Below are 20,904 nucleotides of genomic sequence, written 5' to 3'. Positions count from 1 at the left end.
GGAGAAAGCGTGAGTCAAAATGTGACTCACGATACTACATCTCCAGGAGGTGATAGATCGTTACGCGGCGCTTAGGCGTTGGCGTAGGGGTTGCGGACGCCGATGTACTGCAGCGAGGTGTACTCGGCGATGCCCTCGGCGCCGCCTTCGCGGCCCATGCCAGACTGCTTCACGCCACCGAACGGGGCAGCGGCGTTGGAGATGACACCCGCGTTGTAGCCCATGAGGCCGAACTCCAGGCCGTCAGCGAGGCGCCACATGCGGTCAGAGTTTTCCGTGTAGACGTAAGACGCCAGGCCGAACTCCGTGTCGTTGGCGATCTCGATAGCCTCGGCCTCCGTGGAGAACGTGAGGATCGGCGCGACGGGGCCGAAGATCTCCTCCTGCGCCACGCGGGCGTCGCGGGAGACGTTGATGAGGACGGTCGGGGTGTAGAAGTAACCCACGCCCTCACCGGGCTTGCCGCCGATAAGCGCGGTGGCGCCCTTCTCAACGGCGTCGTCCACGAGCGAGGTGACATTGTCGAGAGCCTTCTTTTCGATGAGCGGGCCACAGGTAACACCCTCGTCGAGGCCGTTGCCGAGTTTGAGTTCGCCGATCTTCGCGGCGAACTCCTTCGCGAACTCGTCGGCGACGGACTCGTGGACGATGAAGCGGTTGGCCGCGGTGCAGGCCTCGCCGATGTTGCGCATCTTGGCACCCATCGCGCCTTCGACCGCCTGGTCCAGGTCGGCGTCCTCGAAGACGATGAACGGCGCGTTACCGCCCAGCTCCATGGAGGTGCGCAGCACGTTGTCCGCGGCAGCCTTGAGCAGAGTCTTGCCCACCGGAGTCGAGCCAGTGAAGGAGACCTTGCGCAGGCGAGAATCTGCCATGAGCGGCTCGGAGATGGCGGACGCAGACTTGCCGGAGACGACGTTGAGGACGCCAGCCGGAAGGCCTGCCTCAATCATGGTCTGGGCGAAGTACTGGGACGTGAGCGGCGTGAGCTTCGCCGGCTTGAGCACCATGGTGCAGCCAGCAGCCACGGCCGGGCCTACCTTGCGGGTCGCCATGGCAAGCGGGAAGTTCCACGGGGTAATGAGCAGGCACGGGCCCACCGGCTTGCGGCGAGTGACCATCTGAATGGTGCCCTCCGGCGCCGGCAGGGTAGCGCCATAGTCGCGGACGGCCTCCTCACTGAACCAGCGCAGGTACTCGGCGCCGTAGGTCACCTCGCCGTAGGCCTCGGCGAGCGGCTTGCCCATCTCCAGAGTCATGAGAGCAGCGAACTCGTCCTTGCGCTCCGTCACGAGATCGAAGGCGCGACGCAGGATGTTGGAACGCTCGCGCGGGGAGGTGCGCGCCCACTCGTCCTTGACGGCACAGGCGGCATCGAGGGCAGCCATCGCGTCATCCGAACCTGCGGACGCAAGCGTCGCAAGAGTCTCGCCAGTGGCGGGGTTCTCCACCTCGAAGGTCTCACCCGAGGCGGCGTCGCGCCATTCACCATTAATAAGGAGACCCGTAGGCACCTTTGCGAGCAGTTCGGAGACTTTTACTCCCATTGTCAGATCCTTTCTTGTGGAGAGTTATGCAGGCCACGCTACGCGGGTTTTGGGTGCCCGGATCGCATTTCCTTCGCATGGGGGCACCTGATGAGTTTCACGTGAAACATTGGATGTGAAGGGCAAACTTAGTAAGGTAACCCTCATGCTTCGACCACTCCTGCTAGCCGCCGGCTGCGTGTCCCTTACGATGGGCGCCGTGGGCGTCGTCCTGCCCCTCATACCGACGACACCATTCCTGCTTGTCGCGGGCTTCTGTTTCGCGCGCAGCTCGGACCGCTTCCATTCGTGGCTCATGAGCCACCCTATTTTCGGCCCCTACATCCACAACTTCCGCTCGGGACAGATGTCCCGCAAAGACAAGGCACGGACAATTCCACTGCTGTGGGCGAGCATCTTGTTGTCTGCATTCCTCATCGGGAAGATGTTCGCGTGGATTCTGTTGCCCACCATTGCGGTGTGCGTGAGCATCTATATCCTCCGAATGAAAGAACCCGACTAATCGCCGTGGCTTCTCATGCCCGGCCGCCTCGTCACAGCTCCAGCCAGAACCTGGATGCTCGCGGCGGGCGGGGAGTTATGCTCCTGCAGGACGGTGCCGGAGGTTAACGCAAGGAGGGTCTGGCAGGGGCCGTCCGTGACGAGGCACAACGCCGGGGTAGGGGCATCGGAAAGCTAGTGCAACAGGGTGTGGTCAGAGACGCCCTTGATTTTTGCGGACTCCGCCATGAGGTCTTCCACGGTGAGCTGCGCCTTGGTCACGGCGTCGGCGGAGTAGATGATGCGCCCCTCGTGCATCATGATGAGGCGGTTGCCAACGCTGAGGGCCTGGGCCATGTTGTGGGTTACCATGAGCGTCGTGAGGTTGCCTTCAGCGACGATGCGGCGGGCGACATCCGTGCCAGAGACGGTGATAGTGCCCGTGTCGACGGGCAGGTGTCGACTTCCTATCGGAAGAAATACTTGTGTGAAGCGTAATTTGCTGTTGCTCGGTGGGTTTTCAGTCACATGAAAATATGTGCCCCACTAGAGGTGCTCCTCCGCCAATTCCGTAAGCTCCGCCGAGCTTTCCGATGCCCCCTGCACCGACTCCAGCGCTTCCTTCACCGTCGCCTCGGGGTGCGCGATGAGGTAGTAGAACGCCTCCACGAGGTGGCGGTAATGGTCCGCCCATTCCTCCTCGTTCTCTTCCGGAAACGTGAAGTCCTCGGTCCAGTGCAGTCCGAAGTAGCGGTATTGGGTGCCATTCACGACCTCGCGCGCGTATGTCCCCGGCAGGTGCGCGAAGCGACGGCCGGGCGCGTAGGCGCCAAAGACCGGCCTGCCGTCATCGTCGCCCACCACAAGCCAATCACTGTCGTAGTACTTCACGAGGGCCTGGCCGAGCACGAGCTCGACATCCTCGACGCTCATCTCTGGGGCGACGGCGCGAGCGAACGCGTCGACATAGGGTGCGCGCCACGGCTTGAGTCCATCGAAGCGCGGGTCGGCGGCATGGGCCGCCTCGAAGCGGGCAAAGGCTTCCTCTGCGTCGGCGCGGCGGTTGGCGAGTTCGGTAGAAAATTGGTCCTGGAGCGGAGCTAACTTTTCTGCGAGGGTGTCCATGTGGCCGAGGTTACAGAGAGCATCCCTTCAACGCCATGACACGGCAGAATACAACTGTCCTTAATTCACGACCTCATGGCAAAACCTGACGCCTCATAGTAAAAATCTGACGGTTCATAGTGAAACTTTCGAAAGACTTTTGCCATGAGAGCGGCCTCGCCAACAGAGGAGGAAGCGCCGCCGCGTGAATGAATTATGGGAAAAACCTCCCGCCCGGTGGAAGCGCGTGCTAACGTGTGTCTCATGCAACTTCTGACCAACAACACCCAGAACTGGTGGTGGCACGCGTAACGGCGGGCCGGTTGAAAGCAACCCAGAAAGTTAAGGCTCGCGTGTACGCGGGCCTTTCGTGGTTTTCATAGCCACCCGGCGCTCGCGGCGCGAACCTTTAGCTGACAAAATAAAACAAGCTACAGATATTATTTAGCCGCGAAAGGGCACTGAAAATGCCACCACTACTTGCGACAGCCACACGCGAGATTCCCTATGAGCAGGACGCTTCCCTGCTCTTCCACCGGCTGGCGACGGCGCACGACAGCCTGCTGCTCGAGGCGGCGGATATCGAGTCGAAGAAGAACGTCAACTGCATCGCCGTTCTCCAAGCAGCACTTAAGGTCACGTGCCGGGGTCAGCACGTCATTGCTACGCCCCTAACCCCAGTGGGCGACGCAATGCTGGGCCGACTCAAGGAACAACTTGCGGATCACTTCGACGGCGAGGCGTTCGTCTTCGAGCTCTCAGAGAAGGTGGACGAGCGCGAGCGTCTGCGAGACGTATCGACCGCAGCGGTGTTGCGCGCCCTGCAGCTCGATGCGGGATACTCCGACGGCATGCTGCCCTTCATCGGCGGCGGCTTCGCCTATGACTATCTCGAGACCTTCGAGAAGCTGCCGAAGGTAGGGGAGGGGCCAAACGATTACCCAGACTATGAGTTCGTCGTCGCGCAGACTCTCCTCACGGTTGATCACCTCGCGGGCACCGCGGCGCTGCATGCGGTCAACCTGACGGAAGAGGCGGCATCGGCAAGCTTGGCGGCGCTCGCGGAGACTGCGGCGAAGGATCTGGAGCCCGCGCCGAGCCGCGATCGGGTCACCGCGACCGCTTCGATCCCCGACTCAGAGTTCAGGGCAATTGTGTCACAGTTACAAAATAACGTCACAGCGGGCGACATCTATCAGGTGGTGCCGGCGCGCGCATTTTCGCTCGAGTGCCCGGATGCCTTCGCGGCCTACCGCGCGCTGCGCGAGTCGAACCCGTCGCCGTACATGTTCTACGTCCGCGGCGCGGACTACGAACTCTTCGGCGCCTCGCCAGAGTCCAACCTGAAATTCACGGCGGCGACGCGCGAGGTGCAGCTCTATCCCATCGCCGGCACGCGCCCACGCGGCCTCAACCCAGACGGCACCATCAACGACGAACTCGACATCCGCAACGAGCTTGAGATGCGCACCGACCACAAAGAGGTCGCAGAGCACACCATGCTCGTGGACCTCGCCCGCAATGACTTGGCCCGCGTGGCGGTGCCGCGGACCCGTCGCGTCGCGGACTTGCTCCAGGTGGACCGCTACTCGCGCGTCATGCACTTGGTCTCGCGCGTGACGGCGGAGCTGCACCCGGACTTCGACGCGCTCGACGCGTACCGCGCGTGCATGAACATGGGCACGCTCACCGGCGCGCCCAAGCTGCGCGCGATGGAGCTCATTCGTGAGACGGAGAAGGTACGCCGCGGTTCCTACGGCGGGGCAGTGGGGTACTTGAAGGGCGACGGCTCGATGGACAATTGCATTGTCATACGCTCGGCCTACGTCAAGAACGGGACCGCCGTGGTCCAGGCGGGAGCGGGCGTCGTGCGCGACTCCGTCCCGCAATCCGAGGCTGATGAGACGCTCCACAAGGCCTACGCGGTCTTGAGCGCCATCGCCGCCGCTCATCATGCCACGCTGGAGGTTGTGCGCTAATGACTTCACCCAAGGTCGTATTGATCGATAACCACGACTCCTTCGTCTACAACCTAGTCGACGCACTCGCCGGCTTCGACACCACGGTCTTCCGTAATACTGTCTCCGTGGACGAGATCCTGGGCGCGCGCCCGGACATCATCTGCCTGTCGCCCGGCCCCGGCCACCCGACAGAGGCGGGCTGCATGATGGAACTCATCGACACCGCCCTGGGCACGATACCACTGTTCGGCATCTGCCTCGGCTTCCAGGCACTGCTGCATCACCACGGCGGCACCGTCGAGCCCTGCGGCCCGGTGCACGGCGTCTCGCTCCCGATGACGCTCACGCCAGAAGGTGCGAAACACCCACTCTTCGAGGGGCTCACCACCGACGTGGAGCCTGACAATCCGAACTACGTGGGCACGCAGGTCCCGGTTGCGCGCTATCACTCGCTGGGCTGCACGAGCGTGCCCTCCGGCATGCGCGCGCTGGCGACCACTCGGACTGACATCGGCGACGTGGTCATGGCGGGGGAGACTCTCGACGGCATGGCGGTGGGTGTCCAGTTCCACCCCGAATCCGTGCTCACTCCTGAGGGCCCCATCATGTTGGAACGAGCCATTCACCAACTCACTACTCACACGACGAACCGATAGGACACGCATCATGACGAGCCACGACTCACTCAAGACCCTGCAGCGCTTCCTCGATATCAAGGAGCCGACACTGGAGGAGGCCATTGAGGTCTTCACACCATTGACCGTTGGCGACTACGACGAGGTCCACATCGCGGCGTTGCTCACCTGCATCCGCACGCGCGGCGAGACCTTCGCGGACGTTGCGGGCGCGGCGAAGGCCTTCCTCAAGGCGGGCCGCCCATTCCCGATTACCGGCGAGGGTCTCATGGACACCGCTGGCACGGGCGGCGACGGCGCCAATACGATTAACATCACGACGGCCGGCTCCCTCATCGCTGCCGCCGGCGGCGTGAAGATGATCAAGCACGGCAACCGTTCGGTCTCTTCTAAGTCCGGCTCCGCGGACGTGCTCGAGGCGCTCAACATTCCGCTCGACCTTGACCCTGAGCGCGCCGTTCGCCAGTTCGAAGCCTCCAACTTCACGTTCCTCTTTGCCCCGGCATACAACCCGGCCGTCGCGCACGTGCAGCCGGTGCGCAAGGCACTGGGCGTGTCCACGCTCTTCAACACGATGGGCCCGCTGCTCTCCCCGGGCCGCCCGGAGCATCAGCTCATGGGCATAGCCAACCCGGCACAGGGCCAGCTCCTCGCCGAGGTCTTCCAAGAACTCGGCCGCAGCCGCGCCCTTGTCGCGCACGGCGCCGGCACGGACGAGATCGCCGTCCACGGCACGACGGAGTTCTGGGAGCTGCGTGACGGTGAGATCACGCACTACGCCAAGGAGCCGGAGGACCTCGGCATCGAGCGTCACGAACTCGCGGACCTCGTGGGGGGCGACGGCGAGGAGAACGCGGCGCTCATTCGTGCGGTCTTCGAGGGAACCGGAAGTCCGGCCCACCGTGACGCCATCGCGGCATCGGCAGGCGCAATGTTCTACCTCGACGGCCAGGTCGAGACCCTCAAGGAGGGCACGGAGAAGGCCCTGGGTCTACTCGCGGATGGCACGGTTGCCGCATGGTTGAAGAAGCACGAGGAGGCGAACTATGCCGAATAGTGTGCCGACAGTCCTCGAGGGCATCGTCGCGGCCCGCCGCACGCATCTGCCCGCCATCCGCGAGCGCCTCGCGGGCGTGGACCTCGAGAGCTTGCCGCGTTCCGAGCGCTCGTTCTACGACGCGCTCAATGGAACGAACCGCTTCATCATGGAATGCAAGTCCTCGTCCCCATCGCTGGGCCTTATTCGCGAGCACTACGAGCCGGGTGCCATCGCGCGCGTCTATTCGCGGTACGCATCCGCCATCTCGGTGCTTTGCGAGCCGGAGCGCTTTGGCGGCGATTATGACCATCTGCAGACGGTGGCACTCTCCACACACCTGCCCGTGCTGTGCAAGGACTTCATTATCGACCCCATCCAGGTCTACGCGGCCCGCTATTTTGGTGCGGACGCCATCCTGCTCATGATGTCCATCGTGGATGACGAGACCTACGCGGAGCTCAAGGCGCTCGCTGACAAGCTCGGTCTCGACGTCCTCACGGAAGCCATTACGGAGGAGGAGGTCGACCGCGCGGTCGCGTTCGGCGTTGACGTCATCGGCATCAACAACCGCAACCTCCACGACCTCACCATCGATCTGGGCCGCACAGCGCGCCTCGCACAGTACATCCCAGAAGGCAAAGTTGTCGTCTCCGAGTCGGGCATCCGCAACAATCAGACGGTACGCGAGCTCGGCGCCGGCGCCAATGCGTTCCTCGTCGGCTCGCAGTTGACTGGTACGCCGGACATCGACCGCGCTGCGCGGGAGCTCGTCTACGGCACAAACAAGGTCTGCGGCCTCACCACATGGAGCGCCGCCCAAGCCGCCCGTGCGGCGGGCGCGGTCTACGGCGGACTCATCTTCGAGTCCGCGTCACCGCGTAGTGTTTCACGTGAAACCGCGGAAGATATCATCGCGCACGAGCCGGATCTCGCGTACGTCGCCGTCTCGCGACGCACCGAAGGATGGGAGGAACTCGCGCTCGACGGTGTGGAGGCCTTCCAGATTCACGCGCCGCTCCACAATTCGGTGGAGGAGGAGCGTGCCCTCATTGCCGCCGTTCGTGCCGCGGCAGGGGAGCGCGAGGTGTGGCGCGCCCTCGACATGACGGACCCACGCGGGCCGGAGTTCGCGGCCCCACTCATCGAGGACGTAGACATGCTCGTCCTTGACTCCGGCAAGGGCGGCACTGGCACGCCCTTCGACTGGTCGGCGGTCCCGGATGCGGTGAAGGAGAAGGCATTGCTCGCGGGCGGCATCGGTCCAGACAATGCGATTCGCGCCCTCCACGTCCAAACCGCGGGGTTGGACATTAACTCCGGCGTCGAACGCCAGAAGGGCGTCAAGGACACCGGACTCATTGCGCGCACCTTCGCGAAGATTCGAACTTTTAACAACGGAACCACAGAGGATTAAACGAGGATTACACAATGACAGTTTCACGTGAAACACCGACTTTGCTGCCAGCGTACTTCGGCGAGTTCGGCGGACAGTTCGTCCCCGAGTCGCTCATTCCGGCGCTTGACCAACTGGAGAAGGCTTTTGTCGACGCGCAGAACGACCCTTCGTTCCGTGCTGAATTGAAGGGCTACCTCAAGGACTACTTGGGGCGCCCGACGCCACTCACGGAGGCGACGAAACTCGGCGGGAAAGCGCGTATTTTCCTCAAGCGCGAGGATCTGGTCCACGGCGGCGCGCATAAGACGAACCAGGTGATTGGCCAGGCGCTACTCGCCAAGCGCATGGGCAAAACGCGCATCATCGCGGAGACCGGCGCCGGCCAGCATGGCACGGCCACCGCACTCGCGTGCGCGCTGCTCGACCTCGACTGCGTTATCTACATGGGCGCCAAGGACGTCGAGCGCCAGCAGCCCAACGTCTACCGCATGGAGCTCATGGGCGCGAAGGTCGTTCCGGTCGACTCCGGCTCGGGCACACTCAAGGACGCCGTGAATGAGGCACTGCGCGACTGGACGGCAACGTTCCACGAGTCACACTACCTCCTCGGCACCGCGGCGGGTCCGCACCCGTTCCCGACCATTGTGCGCGAGTTCCACCGCGTCATCTCCGAGGAAGCCAAGGCGCAGATGCTCGAGCGCACCGGCGGTCTGCCGGACCTCGTCGTCGCCTGCGTAGGCGGCGGCTCGAACGCCATCGGCATGTTCGCGGACTTCATCGACGAGGAGGGCGTCGAGCTCGTCGGCGCCGAGCCCGGGGGAGCGGGTCTCGACTCCGGCAAGCACGGCGCCACCATCAACAACGGCACGATCGGCATCCTCCACGGCGCACGCAGCTACCTCATGCGCAACGCGGACGGCCAGGTGGAGGAGTCCTACTCAATCTCCGCCGGCCTCGACTACCCGGGTGTCGGCCCGCAGCACGCCTACCTCTCACAGACGGGTCGCGCGACATACGTAGGAATCACGGACGCGGAGGCACTCGAGGCCTTCCAGATCCTGTCCCGCAAGGAAGGAATCATCCCCGCCCTCGAGTCCTCGCACGCTCTCGCGTACGCGCTCAAGCGCAAGGATGAGGACATCACTATCCTCGTCTCACTCTCTGGCCGCGGCGACAAGGACATCGCCCACGTGCGCCGCACGCTCGAGGCCCACCCGGAATACGTCTACAAGGAGGACTAATCATGGATCGCTACAGCCAACTTTTTGAGACCCTGAAGCAGCGCGGCGAAGGCGCTTTCGTCCCCTTCATCATGCTCGGCGATCCGACACCGGACGCCACTCTCACCGTCGTCCGTGCAGCGGTGGCAGGCGGTGCCGATGCCCTCGAGCTCGGCGTGCCCTTCTCCGACCCGGTCGCAGACGGCCCGACCATCCAGGCCTCCCATATCCGCGCACTCACCAACGGCGCGACCGTCGATGCCGCCATCGAGCAGATCGCGCAGATCCGCGCGGAGTTCCCCGAGCTTCCCCTCGGCATGCTCATTTACGGCAACGTGCCGTTTACGCGCGGCCTCGACCGCTTCTACACGGAGTTCAAGGACGCTGGCGCTGATAGCATCTTGCTTCCCGATGTCCCCGTGCGCGAGGGCGCACCCTTCGTTGCCGCCGCAAAGAAAGCGGATATCAATCCGATCTTCATCGCCCCAGCCCGCGCGACGGAGCACACCCTCGAGGGCGTCGCCGCCAGCTCGAAGGGCTATATCTACGCGATCTCCCGCGACGGCGTGACGGGCACGGAGAAGGAGTCCGAGACTCTCGGCCTCGACGAGGTAGTCGCTAACGTCGCCCGATTCGGCGGCGCGCCGGTCCTCCTCGGCTTCGGCATCTCCACCCCGGAGCATGTCGCTGCGGCCATCAAGGCCGGCGCCGCCGGTGCCATCACTGGCTCGGCGCTCACCAAGATCATTGAGAAGCACCTCGTCACCATCGACGAGGAAGCGGGCACGACGCGCGTCGAGGATCTCGACGCGCTCGCTAAGGACGTGACGGAGTTCGTCTCCGCCATGAAGGCGGGGACGCGTTAACGACGCAGGAGGAGGACAATGTCTCCTGCCGAGGAGCTACCCTCCTCGGAGTTGTCCTTGGGGGCATCGGCAGCATTATGCAGCTTCACGGTGTTCTCTTGCGTCCCCTCCTGGGGAGTCGGCGCCAGGATGACGGGAAGCGGAACCTCATTGCTTCTCCCGAAATGTGTAAGAGTTCCGTTTCTCATCTTCTCAAAAGTTTCTTCATAAGAGAAGACGGACGGCGCATGCGTCGCGTCTTTCACGTGGGAACGCGCCTGGATAACACCTCACAGTGTCCAAGAATGACCAAAGGCCCAGCCTTTCGGCTGGGCCTCATTCTTAGTGTTGTTACTCTTCTGTGGCGGCGAGGGCGGCGCGCTCCGCCTCATCGTCGCTGATCTTCTTGCCCGCGAAGCGATCCACGATCATCGCGATGGCGCCGTCACCCGTGACGTTAGCAGCGGTACCCACGGAGTCGATCGCGATGTACGCGGCGATCATGAGCGCGACGAGGGAATCATCGAAGCCCATGTTGGACTGGAGAAGGCCAACGGCAACCATGACGGCACCGCCAGGGACGCCCGGGGCAGCGACCATCATGATGCCCAGCAGGAAGATGAATCCGAAAGCGGAACCAGCAGAGACATCCATGCCCGTAAGGAAGACGATGGCAAACGCGTAGAGCGTCAGCTTCATCATGGAACCCGAGAGGTGAATGGTGGCGCAGAGCGGGATGACGAAGCCGGCGACTGGCTTGCTGATGCCATTCTTCAAGGCCGAATCCAGCGTCACCGGAATGGAGGCAGCCGAAGATGACGTGCCCAATGCCGTAAAATAGGCCGGCGCCATGTTCTTCAGTGCAGTAAACGGGTTCTTGCCCGCGATGGCGCCCGCGACGACGTACTGGAAGATGAGGTACACGATGGTCATCACGACGGCGAGGATAAGCACCTTGGTAAACGCAACGAGGACGTCACCCAGGTTGCCGTTCATGCCCAGGGACAGGAACATGCCAAAGATGTAAATGGGCAGCAACGGGATAACAAAGCCCCAGATGACCTTGATAACAACGTTCTCGGTTTCCTTGATGACGCGATACAGATTGTCCGACTTCACCGTCGTCATGGCAACACCCACGCAGAAGCTGAGCAGGAGGGCGGTCATGACCTCAAAGGGCGCGGGCATCTCCACCGTGAAGAAGGGCTCTAAGGCGCCCTCGTCGATGTCGGAGACGTTCGTATTGATGGACTGACCTGCCAGCAAGGTGGGGTAGAGGGCCAACGACAGGCCGTAAGCAATTGCGCCAGAGAGAATGGTGGAACCATACGCAATGCCCGCGGTAATGCCCAGCCACTTACCCGCGCCGCGGCCGAGACCCGCGATGGCGGGCGCGACGAGCGCGAAGATAAGGACAGGAATAAAGAAGTTAAGGAAGTTACCGAAGAGCCCGTTGAAGGTAGCGAAGATGCGGCCGAGCCACACCGGCGCGAAGAAGCTGACGATAACGCCCAGGATGATGGCGACAATAATCTTGAAGAGAAGACTATTCGCAATGCTCTTGAGGTTCATGGCAGTACTTTCACAAAGATAAAGGGAGCCTGTGGTGGGAGGCTACTCCGCATCCCCCAAGCGACCAGCCACAACGCAGCGCGGCCTCCCGAGGGAGTGAAGCAGGTCGGCCGAATTTCTATTGGTCGACATACTCATTGAGGTTACCCCACACCCATGGGAATAATGAATACATATGCGGCGAGTGTGCCCGGTGGGACGATTACGGCCGAGGGGGAGGCACCGTTTAGAATGGAGCCCATGGTTGCACTCGGAGTCATTCTCCTTATTCTCGCTGTGGCGCTCGTCGTCATCGGCGGCCTCGCTGCTGCCCGCAAGCTACCGGGCAATAACGTCATCGGACTCCGTGTCGAGGAAGCTCGCAAGTCGCGCGAGGCATGGGAGTTCGCCCACTCCGTCGCTGGCCCAGTATGGATCCTCGGTGGCGTCGCACTCCTCTTCGGTGGCCTCGTCGCGCTCATCGCCCACGGGTGGATGTGGATCATCCCCGCGCTCGGCTTCATCGTCGCCGTGCTCGCCGTCTCCGTCGGCGCCAACATGGGCGCCCGCGCCGCATTCCTCTTCGACCAGAACGAAAAGGCAAAGGAAGCCGCCGGCCCCGCAGTCGATCTCACGGCCTTGCGCCGGGCCGCCCGCAAAGCGGACAACAAGTAAACGTACACCGCGGTTCTGCCGCGGTTCTTTTTTAATCCTATAGTGGACTAAACCCATTACATCATTTGCCCAACTTTTTAATTCGTGTGCCGTCACAGTGACTAAATAAACAAGAGGCTGAGCCTGTCCGCAAAACCTAGTCTTCGTTGGTGTTCGCCAACTATTCGCCGCACGGAATCCCCCTCACGGAGGGGTGAGACATGACAGCATCTTCTATAACAGGCACACTGGAACGCATGAAATCTTTGAGCGCGCTTCCCCTCCTCACTGCCTCTACTCTCGCTCTTGCTTCGTGCTCCTCGACCGCAGACACTTCGGACGCACCAAGTTCGGAGCCGGTGACCACCGAGATGACCGCCACCACCGAAACGTCGGCCGCTCCGCACACCTTTTCCGCCGAGACGACCTCACCGTCGGCCATGTCGAAGGGCGTCAACGTACCAGGCTTCCGTTCCAATCTCGAGCAGGCCGGATACACCTGCGATGAAGATGATGACTGCACCCGCACAGCAGACGCTGCAACGTACGAGGTCGACTTCGATTCGGACTCCGTCTCCGCAACAGTGACCGGCGCTCCCAACGATAGAGAGAAGCACATCGACGCCATTCTTTCCGATGTCGGCGTGGCCCTCGGCGAATATGACTTCGGCGAGACCTCATGGACCGAGATTAAGGAATGGACGCTCTCCAACACGGCCGCCGACGCGGCACGCGATGACGCCGAGGCAATACTGGGGAATATTCACCTCGAGGCGGAGAATGACGACGGCTACGGCGTGGACATTGACCTCACACCCTAACCACCCGCTAGGGTAGAGGCATGACTGTTCGATGCTCCCGCCGAGCTTTCCTCCTCGGCACTGCCACCACCTTCGCAGGCGCCTACCTGGCCGCCTGCGGTAAAGAGCCCACCGCCGAGGTAGCCGCCACCGAAATTCCTGTCGGCTCTGGCGTCATCGTCGACGGTGTTATCTTCGCCCAGCCGGAGGAAGGCGTGTTCAAGGCTTACTCCACGACGTGCCCGCACCAGCAGAACCCGATCTCCAAGATCCAGGGCGGCAACGCCATCTGCACGAAGCACATGAGCACGTTCGACCTCGCCACGGGTGAGGTCGTCTCCGGCCCTGCGCCGACCGGACTTACTGCCTTTGGCGTGGAATCTGACGGCACGACGGTAAAGAATACCGCTGCCGACTAATCTCCCAACACGTAGTTTCACGTGAAACATCGCGCCGCGGCGCCCGCGTAGACTGCAAGGCATGCTCGCACGCTTGAAAAACACCGACCCACTGATCGTCCTCATCCTCAGCGCGGTCGTTTTAGCCACCATCCTGCCCGCGCGCGGCGCCTTCGCGGACGCGTTCTCCATCGCGACGAATATCGCGATCGCGCTCCTCTTCTACCTCTACGGGGCGCGTCTTTCCACGTCTGAGGCCCTCAATGGCCTCAAGCACTGGAAGCTCCACCTCACAATTCTGGCATTCACGTTCGTCGTGTATCCGCTCGTCGGACTTGCGCTCCGACCCCTCAGTGGAGTCGTCGGCGAGGATATGTATCTAGGCATCCTGTACCTCACACTCGTGCCCTCCACGGTGCAATCCTCCGTCGCGTTCACCTCCATCGCCCGCGGCAACGTGGCGGGCGCCATCGTTTCGGCCTCACTGTCCAACCTGGCAGGCGTCCTCCTCACTCCACTGCTCGTTATGCTGTGCATGGGTGTGGGCTCCGGCATTCACATCGACTCCTCCGTCTTCGTTGACCTCGCCGTCCTGCTTCTCCTGCCCTTCTTCCTGGGTCAAATCACCCGCCGCTGGGTAGGCACGTTCGCCGCTACCAAGGGCACCAAGATCGTCGACCGTGGGTCTATCGCCATGGTTGTGTACTCCGCATTCTCCGCCGGCATTGTGGGCGGCATCTGGTCCAATATCGGAGTGTGGCAGGTGTTCTTCCTCGTCCTCTTCTCCATCGTCATGGTCGTCTTCATGCTGTGGCTCACACAGCGCGGATCCAAGCTCCTGGGCTTCGACCGCAACGACACGCGCGCCATCGAATTCTGCGGCACGAAGAAGTCACTCGCGACGGGCCTGCCCATGGCTTCGGTCATTTTCGGCGCAGGCGGCGCGCAGCTCGCCCTCCTCGTCCTGCCCCTCATGATTTTCCACCAAGTACAGCTCATGATCTGTTCATGGCTGGCCGCCCGCTACGCCCGCCAAGAAGAGACGCCGGTAAGATAGTCCACCATGAGCACCTTCCTCCACGTCCGCACCACCATGACCATCCCGCAGGTGGGCGTTGCCATCCACGTCGCCGAGCTCGAGGAGCTGTCGCCCACAACCTGCCGCATGCACCGCCTGGTTGCTCTTGCCCCCAATGACGCCGTGGTGGGCGCCGCGACTCCTAAGACCGCGCAGGGCGACGCACAAATTCCCCTCGCCGAGGTGCCGCACCCCAACACCTATGATTCCTACGAGGGCATGGAGGCCGAGCGTCTCAGCCTGGAGGACTTTGAGGCGCTGTGGGCCGAAGCCACCGCCCGCTTCCCGGAGCTCTAATACTTTTGCTCCACCCTGCGCGGCTAGAACACTAGATTCACCAGCGCCATATACGCGAGCGTGCCTCCGATAATGGAGAGCCCCGAGTTGTGGCGCCACAGGTGCAACCCCACCGTCGCCGCCACGCCGAGGAGCGCCGCGAGCAGCCCGCCGGGTGCCTCACGCTGGCCGAAGACCGTGTACACCACGAGCACCGTCATCACTCCCACGGGCATGAGCAGGCCCAGCAGGCTAATGAACTGGTTATTCTTGAAGGCCTTGACGAAGCCAAACGGCAGCCATCGAATAAGCACCGTCACCACACACACGGGCAGCAGTACGGCGAAGATGGCGCCCAGGGTCACTCCTTCTGGCATTAGTCCACCACCTGTGCGAAGCTTTCCGATGCCCCCCGTTTCCAGGTGAGTGCCGCATCGAGCCGCGGCGAGAAGAAGCGCGCAATGAGCACGAGGAAGTACGCGACAAGCGCGACCATGAGCATCTGGCCGGGAACAAGCAGTGCACAGATGAGTGCAATGATGCCGGAGATGACGGGCAGCGAGTAGTCCGGGTTGTTCTTAAAGGAGTCGAAGGCGAGCACCACGAACAGTGCGACGAGCGCGAACTCCATGCCCTGGACCGAGTCGGGAACGGCCTGGCCGGCCACCGCGCCCACGATGCCTGGCAGCACCCAGAGCGCTTGGCAGAAGATCTGAATGGTAAGCACCCGTGGCCCGGAGAACTTTTCACCGCGCGGCAGGGCGGAGACGATTGCGTAGGACTCGTCTGTGAGCGCATACGTCGAGTAGGCACGTCCCAGCACCGAACGAATAGTATCGCGGGGGAAGGTCAGGCCGTAGAAGATATGGCGGAAGTTGACCATAAAACCCGTCACGGCCGCCGCAGTCGCCGAGACACCCGAGGTAATCATGGCGACGGCAAGGAATTCCATCGAACCGGCGTAGATCACGAAGGAGAAGATGGGCGTCCACCACCACGCGAAGCCGGTCTGGACCATGAGCAGACCGAAGGCGAGGCCGAGAGGAATAAGTCCCAAGCCCACGGCCCAGGTATCAGCAAGGCCCTTCTTTATCTCTGCATGCGTGTCCACGGAATTCATGGAGCCAGCATACCAATCCCGCTACATGGCATGAACGTCCCGCAGTACGGGAATTTAATTCGCGTCGGCGCTCCGCGGGAACGTCGAGAACAGGGGGAGAGGCATGGGCTGACGCTTCATCACGTCGCCCCACAGATCGGCCGGGCCAGGCGTGAGCACGTCCTGCGCTAGCGCCGGTGCGACGTACCAATCGCCGTCCGCGATTTCCTCTTCAAGCTGACCGGGCGCCCACTCCGCGTAGCCTGCGAAGAGACGCATGCCGGCGAGGCGATCTTCGAGCTCGGAAGGCTCCGCACGCAGATCCACGAGTGCCAGACGCGGCGCGATCTTGGAGAGCACGTCATCCTCGTCGAAGGTGACGCCGGGCTGCGTCATGCCCAGGCCCAGCACGGACTGCTGGTTAAGCGGGCCGCCGATGTAGAGGGCCTGCGGCTTGGTCACGAGCGGCAGCCACTCGGGCAGCACGTTGAAGACGGCGACCTCGGAGCGTTGGGTGAGCACGACGCCGAAGGTCATCTCCGCGTTGTGCTCGAGGATGAGCACGACGGAGCGCGCGAACTCGGAAGAGCGCATGCCGGGCGCGGCGATGAGGAGTTGGCCGCGCGCAGGCTCGTTGCGTTCGAGGGCCTTAAACAGTCGGTCGGCGTACATAACTATCTAGATTCCCACCACTCGCGCAGCTTCGCAATCGCAACCTCGTGCTCGAGGGGACCTTCCTCGAGGCGCAGCTCCTTCATAAAGCTCCACGCCTCGCCGACCTCGGGGCCCGGCTTCAAGTCGAGGATCTCCATAATCTCGTTGCCGTCCAGGTCGGGGCGCACGCGCGCCAAGTCTTCCTTCGCGGCGATCTCCGCGATGCGCTCCTCGAGCAGGTCGTACGTCCGCGCGAGGCGCGCGGCCTTCTTCTTGTTGCGCGTCGTGCAGTCCGCGCGCGTGAGCTTGTGCAGGCGGGGGAGAAGCTCGCCCGCGTCCGTGACGTAGCGGCGCACGGCGGAGTCCGTCCACGAGTCGCCATCGAAGCCGTGGAAGCGCATGTGCAGGTAGATGAGCTGCGCAATGTCCTCGGTCACGTGCTTGGGGTACTTGAGCTTGCGCAGGCGCTTGCGCGCGAGCTTGGCACCCACGACCTCGTGGTGGTGGAAGCTCACCTTGCCGTCCGTCGTATCGCGCGTGGCGGGCTTGCCAATGTCGTGGAGGAGCGCGGCCCAGCGCAGCACGAGGTCCGGGCCATCTTCTTCCTGGTCGATGGCCTGGCGCAACACCTTGAGCGAGTGGGCGTAGACATCCTTGTGCTGCGCGTGCTCGTCCGGCTCCATGGCAATGGCGGGGATTTCCGGGAAGACGTAGTCCGCGATGCCGGAGGAGCAAAGCAAGTCGATACCGCGTTCCGGCAGCGAGCCGAGCATGAGCTTGTCCAACTCCACCTGGACGCGCTCGACGGTGATGCGCTGGATCTCGCCGGCCATGTCCTTCATGGCTTTAAGCACGCGCGGGGCGACGTCGAACTCGAGCTGGGAGGCGAAGCGCGCGGCACGGAGCATGCGCAGCGGATCGTCGTGGAAGGACTGCTCCGGCGCGGCCGGAGTGTCGAGGACGCGTGCGGCCAAGTCACCGAGGCCGCCCATCGGGTCGTGGAACTCCGGCCCGTCGCTGCGCAGCTCAACCGCCATGGCGTTAACTTTGAAGTCCCGGCGCGTGAGGTCGCCCTCGAGCGTGTCGCCGTACGCGACCTCGGGGTTGCGCGAGTCCCCGTCATAGACGTCGGAGCGGAAGGTGGTGATTTCGATCTGCTGGCCCTTGTACGCCGCAGACACCGTGCCGTAGTCGATGCCCGTGTCCCACACGGTCTCGGCCCAGTCGTCAAGGATGGCCTGCACCACGTCCGGGCGCGCCGGCGTGGTGAAGTCCAAGTCATGGCCCAGGCGGCCGAGCGCGGCGTCGCGCACGGAGCCGCCCACGAGGTAGAGCGCGTGGCCGGACTCCTCGAAGCGAGCGATGAGCCCCTCGAGCAGCGGGTAGAGCTCGCGTACCGCGGCGTCTGCCCGCGCGAGGACGCCCAGGCGTTCCGGCGAGGCGGGATCCGTACGGTCGGTGCTGTCCTGGGTGTCCTGAAAATTCACGCGGCCAAGTCTACTACGATAAGTGGCGATGACTAACCGAAATGAAGGCACCAAACCCGCACCGCGCAGGCGTCGCCGCCGCCGGCGTACCGACGGGCGTGCCAAGCGCGCGCAACAGCAGCAACGCCAGCAGTCGCGCTCGATGGAAACCCGGGACGAAACGTCCGCGGGCGGCCTCGTTGTCTCCGGATTGCCGGAGGCCGTGCAGGCTGACGGTTCGGTGGATCTCGCCCAGGTCTACGTCGCGCTCATCGGGCGCCTCGACCGCCGCGGCCGCCTCCTGTGGTCCATGCCCAAAGGCCACGTCGAGGCCGACGAGGACAAGCGCGCGACCGCCGAGCGCGAGGTCTGGGAAGAAACCGGTATCCACGGCGAGGTCTTCGCGGACCTCGGCGAGATCGACTACTGGTTCGTCTCAGACGGCGTGCGCATCCATAAGACGGTGCACCATTATCTCTTGCGGTTCCGCGACGGCATCCTCAATGACGAGGATCCGGAGGTCACCGAAGTCTCCTGGATCCCTGTGTCCCAACTCATTGAGCATTTGGCGTACGCGGACGAGCGCAAGCTCGCGCGTATCGCCCACGATCTGCTTCCTGACTTAGCCCGCGCAGACAAGGAAGCAGTGAAGGCCACGCCGCGTTGAGGCGCGCCGCTGTAGTCGCAGTCGCCGCCTCCGTCGCGCTCCTCACGGCGNGGGGAGGATCTCCACGTCACCCTCGAGATCGTCAATACCTCTGACACCACGATGACGGATCTCCAGGTCACCACCCGGCGCGGGGACCGCGTCTCCACCGTCGACGCAGGCCGCTCAGAGCTCGCCACCGGCCAGTTCCCTTACTTCGCGGCCACCGCCGCACCCGCGGACCTGGAACCGGGGGAGCGCACCACGGTCGAGCTCCGCGTGCCCACGGGCCTCAATGATCAGGGCACCCTGGCCCTGGACGAGGACGGCGTCTACCCGCTCATGTTCGCGCTCACCGGCTTCCAGGACGGGGCGGCGCATGCGCTTGCCGATGACCGCCTCCTCCTTCCCGTCGGCGACTCCAAGGCCAAAGATTCCCTCACGGTCCTCTATCCGCTCACCGCGACCGTGGACATCGTGCCGGGCGAGACCGGCGGCGAGTCGCTCATCCTCCAGTCCGAGCAGCTCGCGGGCCAGCTCGGCCCCGAGGGGCGCCTTACCCGACTCGTCGACACGTACCTCGACCACAACCAGCCCGGTTGCGTCGTGCTCGACCCTGCGCTCGTCGACGTTGCGTCGCGTATGGCGGACGGCTACACCGTGGCGAGTAACCGGCCGTCCATCGTGAAGAAGCCACAGCGCCTGCGCGACTCCTGGGGCTCGACCAACGACACCGCGGGCGTCGAAGGCACCGGCTCCGCCGCGGCGCAGGCCTTTCTGGACAAACTGAAGAAGCTCGACTGTATCAGCACCATGCCGTGGGCCAACGCGGACCAGAACGCCGCGGCGAAAACCCGCAACGCGTGGCTCCTCCACGAGGCCGTCGCCCGCGGCAACGAGACCATCGAGGACACCCTAGGCATAACGCCTACCACTATCCTTGTGCCCGGCAACGGCTACGTCACCTCGGATTTCACGACGAATGCCCCCTACGCGGACCTGGGCACGCCCACCGTCCTCGTCGCGGACAATACGACGGTCACGGGCAGCGAGCACTACGCGACGTATAACGCCTCGCTCGCCTCGCTGCTCGCCGCCACCGGCTCGCGCCCGGAGACCACCGCGTACTCCAACCCGGCACTGCGCTACGACTTTGCTGCCGATGCCCCCGCCTCCCGCGCGCTCAGCGCCGCCGCCGGCATCCGCCTCGCGCGCACCGAGCACGCCGCCCCAGAAGCCGATAAAGATGCACCCCTCGTGGCCAAGCTGCCCAACCAACTCGATCCGGCCGCCGCTGCGGCGGTCCTCGATGAGCTCGCGCAGGGCGCGGCCGAAGGGGGCATCGGCAAGTTGGGCGCGGCAGAGACAAACGACCAGCCGGGCAGCCCCTACGCGGACCCCGCGGCGCTGAGCGAGCCGGAAATCCTGCTGGCCGAGCAACAAGCGCGGTACGCGGATGAGCTCATGCTCATCATGGTCAATGATCCGAATATCGCGCTCACGCGCTACGGATTTACGCTGCCGCTACGCCGCGACCTGCTCATGGCATTGAGTCTCAACGATCGCCAGACGGCCTCCGGCTACCAGGACGCAATCGTGCGCTCGACGCGCCGCTTCGAGGCGAACTCGGAGCAGCTGCAGGAGCTGCGCGCCTCCGTCTCGCTCATTCCGCCGGGCAACGTCTATACGCGATCTTCTCAATCCTCGCCGCTGCTCATCGTCGCGGAGAACTCGCTGCCGCTGCCCGTCGAGGCCCACATTAAATATGAAGGCCCTGAGTCCGCGTCCCTCAACACGCCAGAGACGCTGCGGGTACCCGCCAAGGGTTCTATTACGGTATCGATGACGGCCGACCTGCCGACTGACCGCAGGACAGACCTCCGCCTGTGGCTCGCGACGCCTGACGGCGCGACCATCTCGCAGCCTGTCACCATTGCGGTACAGACCAGGGGCGGTATGTTAAGTGTTTACGGCCTGGGCGGTCTCGTCGCCCTGCTCGCGCTGGGTGCGCTCGCCGTGCGCCTGCGCCGGGCCTCGCATAAGAAGAAGTAGAGC

General features: G+C 63.6%; 21 protein-coding genes and 1 pseudogene. 14 read left to right on the top strand and 8 right to left on the bottom strand.

The features are described 5' to 3' along the window. Positions 1-71: 71 nt before the first annotated feature. The gene (locus BN9444_RS03905) at positions 72-1,547 is read right to left on the bottom strand and encodes an NAD-dependent succinate-semialdehyde dehydrogenase (RefSeq protein WP_068801439.1); all 1,476 of its coding nucleotides are present in this window, start codon (positions 1,545-1,547) and stop codon (positions 72-74) included. Between the two features lie 145 nt (positions 1,548-1,692). On the opposite strand from BN9444_RS03905, the gene BN9444_RS03900 reads away from it, so the two are divergent. Then, positions 1,693-2,049, top strand: a complete 357-nt coding sequence (locus tag BN9444_RS03900) for a YbaN family protein (RefSeq protein ID WP_066492649.1) — start codon at positions 1,693-1,695, stop codon at positions 2,047-2,049. A gap of 173 nt (positions 2,050-2,222) precedes the next feature. On the opposite strand, the pseudogene BN9444_RS03895 reads toward BN9444_RS03900, so the two are convergent. Together BN9444_RS03895 and BN9444_RS03890 are read right to left on the bottom strand one after the other, a co-directional pair. Next, a pseudogene (locus BN9444_RS03895) lies at positions 2,223-2,447 on the bottom strand (ABC transporter ATP-binding protein); the annotation flags it as partial. Positions 2,448-2,573: 126 nt separating this feature from the next. Continuing rightward, positions 2,574-3,152 (bottom strand): hypothetical protein, encoded by a 579-nt coding sequence (locus BN9444_RS03890; protein ID WP_068801437.1) that lies wholly within the window; start codon positions 3,150-3,152, stop codon positions 2,574-2,576. 446 nt (positions 3,153-3,598) lie between these two features. On the opposite strand from BN9444_RS03890, the gene BN9444_RS03885 reads away from it, so the two are divergent. Genes BN9444_RS03885 through trpA form a run of 6 tightly spaced genes read left to right on the top strand, consistent with a single transcriptional unit; the run spans position 3,599 to position 10,248 of the window. Continuing rightward, positions 3,599-5,110, top strand: a complete 1,512-nt coding sequence (locus BN9444_RS03885) for an anthranilate synthase component 1 (protein ID WP_066512501.1) — start codon at positions 3,599-3,601, stop codon at positions 5,108-5,110. Beyond that, positions 5,110-5,748 carry an anthranilate synthase component II gene (locus BN9444_RS03880; protein ID WP_068801436.1) on the top strand — a complete coding sequence of 213 codons (639 nt, stop codon included), beginning with the start codon at positions 5,110-5,112 and terminating at the stop codon, positions 5,746-5,748. The genes BN9444_RS03885 and BN9444_RS03880 overlap by 1 nt, the downstream gene beginning before the upstream one ends. Before the next feature lie 10 nt (positions 5,749-5,758). Further along, positions 5,759-6,784, top strand: a complete 1,026-nt coding sequence (gene trpD, locus BN9444_RS03875) for an anthranilate phosphoribosyltransferase (RefSeq protein ID WP_068801435.1) — start codon at positions 5,759-5,761, stop codon at positions 6,782-6,784. After that, positions 6,774-8,180: a bifunctional indole-3-glycerol-phosphate synthase TrpC/phosphoribosylanthranilate isomerase TrpF gene (trpCF, locus tag BN9444_RS03870; protein ID WP_068801434.1), complete on the top strand. Its 1,407-nt coding sequence runs from the start codon at positions 6,774-6,776 to the stop codon at positions 8,178-8,180. The genes trpD and trpCF overlap by 11 nt, the downstream gene beginning before the upstream one ends. A 14-nt stretch (positions 8,181-8,194) precedes the next feature. Beyond that, the gene (gene trpB, locus BN9444_RS03865) at positions 8,195-9,403 is read left to right on the top strand and encodes a tryptophan synthase subunit beta (RefSeq protein WP_066512507.1); all 1,209 of its coding nucleotides are present in this window, start codon (positions 8,195-8,197) and stop codon (positions 9,401-9,403) included. A gap of 2 nt (positions 9,404-9,405) precedes the next feature. Beyond that, a complete protein-coding gene (gene trpA / locus BN9444_RS03860; RefSeq protein WP_068801433.1) occupies positions 9,406-10,248 on the top strand; it encodes a tryptophan synthase subunit alpha in 843 nt (280 codons plus the stop codon). A gap of 330 nt (positions 10,249-10,578) precedes the next feature. Here the strand turns inward: trpA and BN9444_RS03850 are convergent, their stop codons facing one another. After that, positions 10,579-11,799, bottom strand: a complete 1,221-nt coding sequence (locus BN9444_RS03850; RefSeq protein WP_066512520.1) for a dicarboxylate/amino acid:cation symporter — start codon at positions 11,797-11,799, stop codon at positions 10,579-10,581. Positions 11,800-12,039: 240 nt separating this feature from the next. On the opposite strand from BN9444_RS03850, the gene BN9444_RS03845 reads away from it, so the two are divergent. The 5 genes from BN9444_RS03845 (at position 12,040) to BN9444_RS03825 (ending at position 15,005) form a co-directional block, all read left to right on the top strand. Next, positions 12,040-12,453: an SdpI family protein gene (locus tag BN9444_RS03845; protein WP_066492676.1), complete on the top strand. Its 414-nt coding sequence runs from the start codon at positions 12,040-12,042 to the stop codon at positions 12,451-12,453. 236 nt (positions 12,454-12,689) lie between these two features. Continuing rightward, positions 12,690-13,253, top strand: coding sequence for a hypothetical protein (locus BN9444_RS03840; RefSeq protein ID WP_068801432.1), 564 nt, complete (start codon positions 12,690-12,692; stop codon positions 13,251-13,253). Between the two features lie 20 nt (positions 13,254-13,273). Then, positions 13,274-13,651: a Rieske (2Fe-2S) protein gene (locus BN9444_RS03835; RefSeq protein ID WP_066512528.1), complete on the top strand. Its 378-nt coding sequence runs from the start codon at positions 13,274-13,276 to the stop codon at positions 13,649-13,651. Positions 13,652-13,712: 61 nt separating this feature from the next. Beyond that, entirely contained in the window at positions 13,713-14,687 is a 975-nt protein-coding gene (locus tag BN9444_RS03830; protein WP_068801431.1) for a bile acid:sodium symporter family protein, read from the top strand. 6 nt (positions 14,688-14,693) lie between these two features. Beyond that, complete coding sequence (locus BN9444_RS03825) at positions 14,694-15,005, top strand: hypothetical protein (protein WP_066512533.1); 312 nt, start codon at positions 14,694-14,696, stop codon at positions 15,003-15,005. Between the two features lie 23 nt (positions 15,006-15,028). Here BN9444_RS03825 and BN9444_RS03820 read toward each other — a convergent pair whose 3' ends face one another. Genes BN9444_RS03820 through BN9444_RS03805 form a run of 4 tightly spaced genes read right to left on the bottom strand, consistent with a single transcriptional unit; the run spans position 15,029 to position 18,224 of the window. Further along, positions 15,029-15,361 (bottom strand): branched-chain amino acid transporter permease, encoded by a 333-nt coding sequence (locus BN9444_RS03820; protein ID WP_066512536.1) that lies wholly within the window; start codon positions 15,359-15,361, stop codon positions 15,029-15,031. Further along, complete coding sequence (locus tag BN9444_RS03815) at positions 15,361-16,104, bottom strand: AzlC family ABC transporter permease (protein WP_066512541.1); 744 nt, start codon at positions 16,102-16,104, stop codon at positions 15,361-15,363. The genes BN9444_RS03820 and BN9444_RS03815 overlap by 1 nt, the downstream gene beginning before the upstream one ends. Positions 16,105-16,158: 54 nt before the next feature. Then, positions 16,159-16,755 (bottom strand): YqgE/AlgH family protein, encoded by a 597-nt coding sequence (locus tag BN9444_RS03810; RefSeq protein ID WP_066492698.1) that lies wholly within the window; start codon positions 16,753-16,755, stop codon positions 16,159-16,161. 2 nt (positions 16,756-16,757) lie between these two features. Next, complete coding sequence (locus tag BN9444_RS03805) at positions 16,758-18,224, bottom strand: CCA tRNA nucleotidyltransferase (protein WP_066512545.1); 1,467 nt, start codon at positions 18,222-18,224, stop codon at positions 16,758-16,760. 28 nt (positions 18,225-18,252) lie between these two features. On the opposite strand from BN9444_RS03805, the gene BN9444_RS03800 reads away from it, so the two are divergent. Continuing rightward, positions 18,253-18,870, top strand: a complete 618-nt coding sequence (locus tag BN9444_RS03800; RefSeq protein WP_068801430.1) for an NUDIX hydrolase — start codon at positions 18,253-18,255, stop codon at positions 18,868-18,870. A 102-nt stretch (positions 18,871-18,972) separates the two neighbouring features. Further along, positions 18,973-20,901 carry a DUF6049 family protein gene (locus BN9444_RS03795; protein ID WP_068801429.1) on the top strand — a complete coding sequence of 643 codons (1,929 nt, stop codon included), beginning with the start codon at positions 18,973-18,975 and terminating at the stop codon, positions 20,899-20,901. Positions 20,902-20,904: the final 3 nt, after the last annotated feature.

The organism is Corynebacterium phoceense (genome assembly GCF_900092335.1).
Lineage (GTDB): Bacteria > Actinomycetota > Actinomycetes > Mycobacteriales > Mycobacteriaceae > Corynebacterium > Corynebacterium phoceense.
Note: the sequence above shows the minus strand (reverse complement) of the source record. Positions and strands in the feature narration are given on the sequence as shown.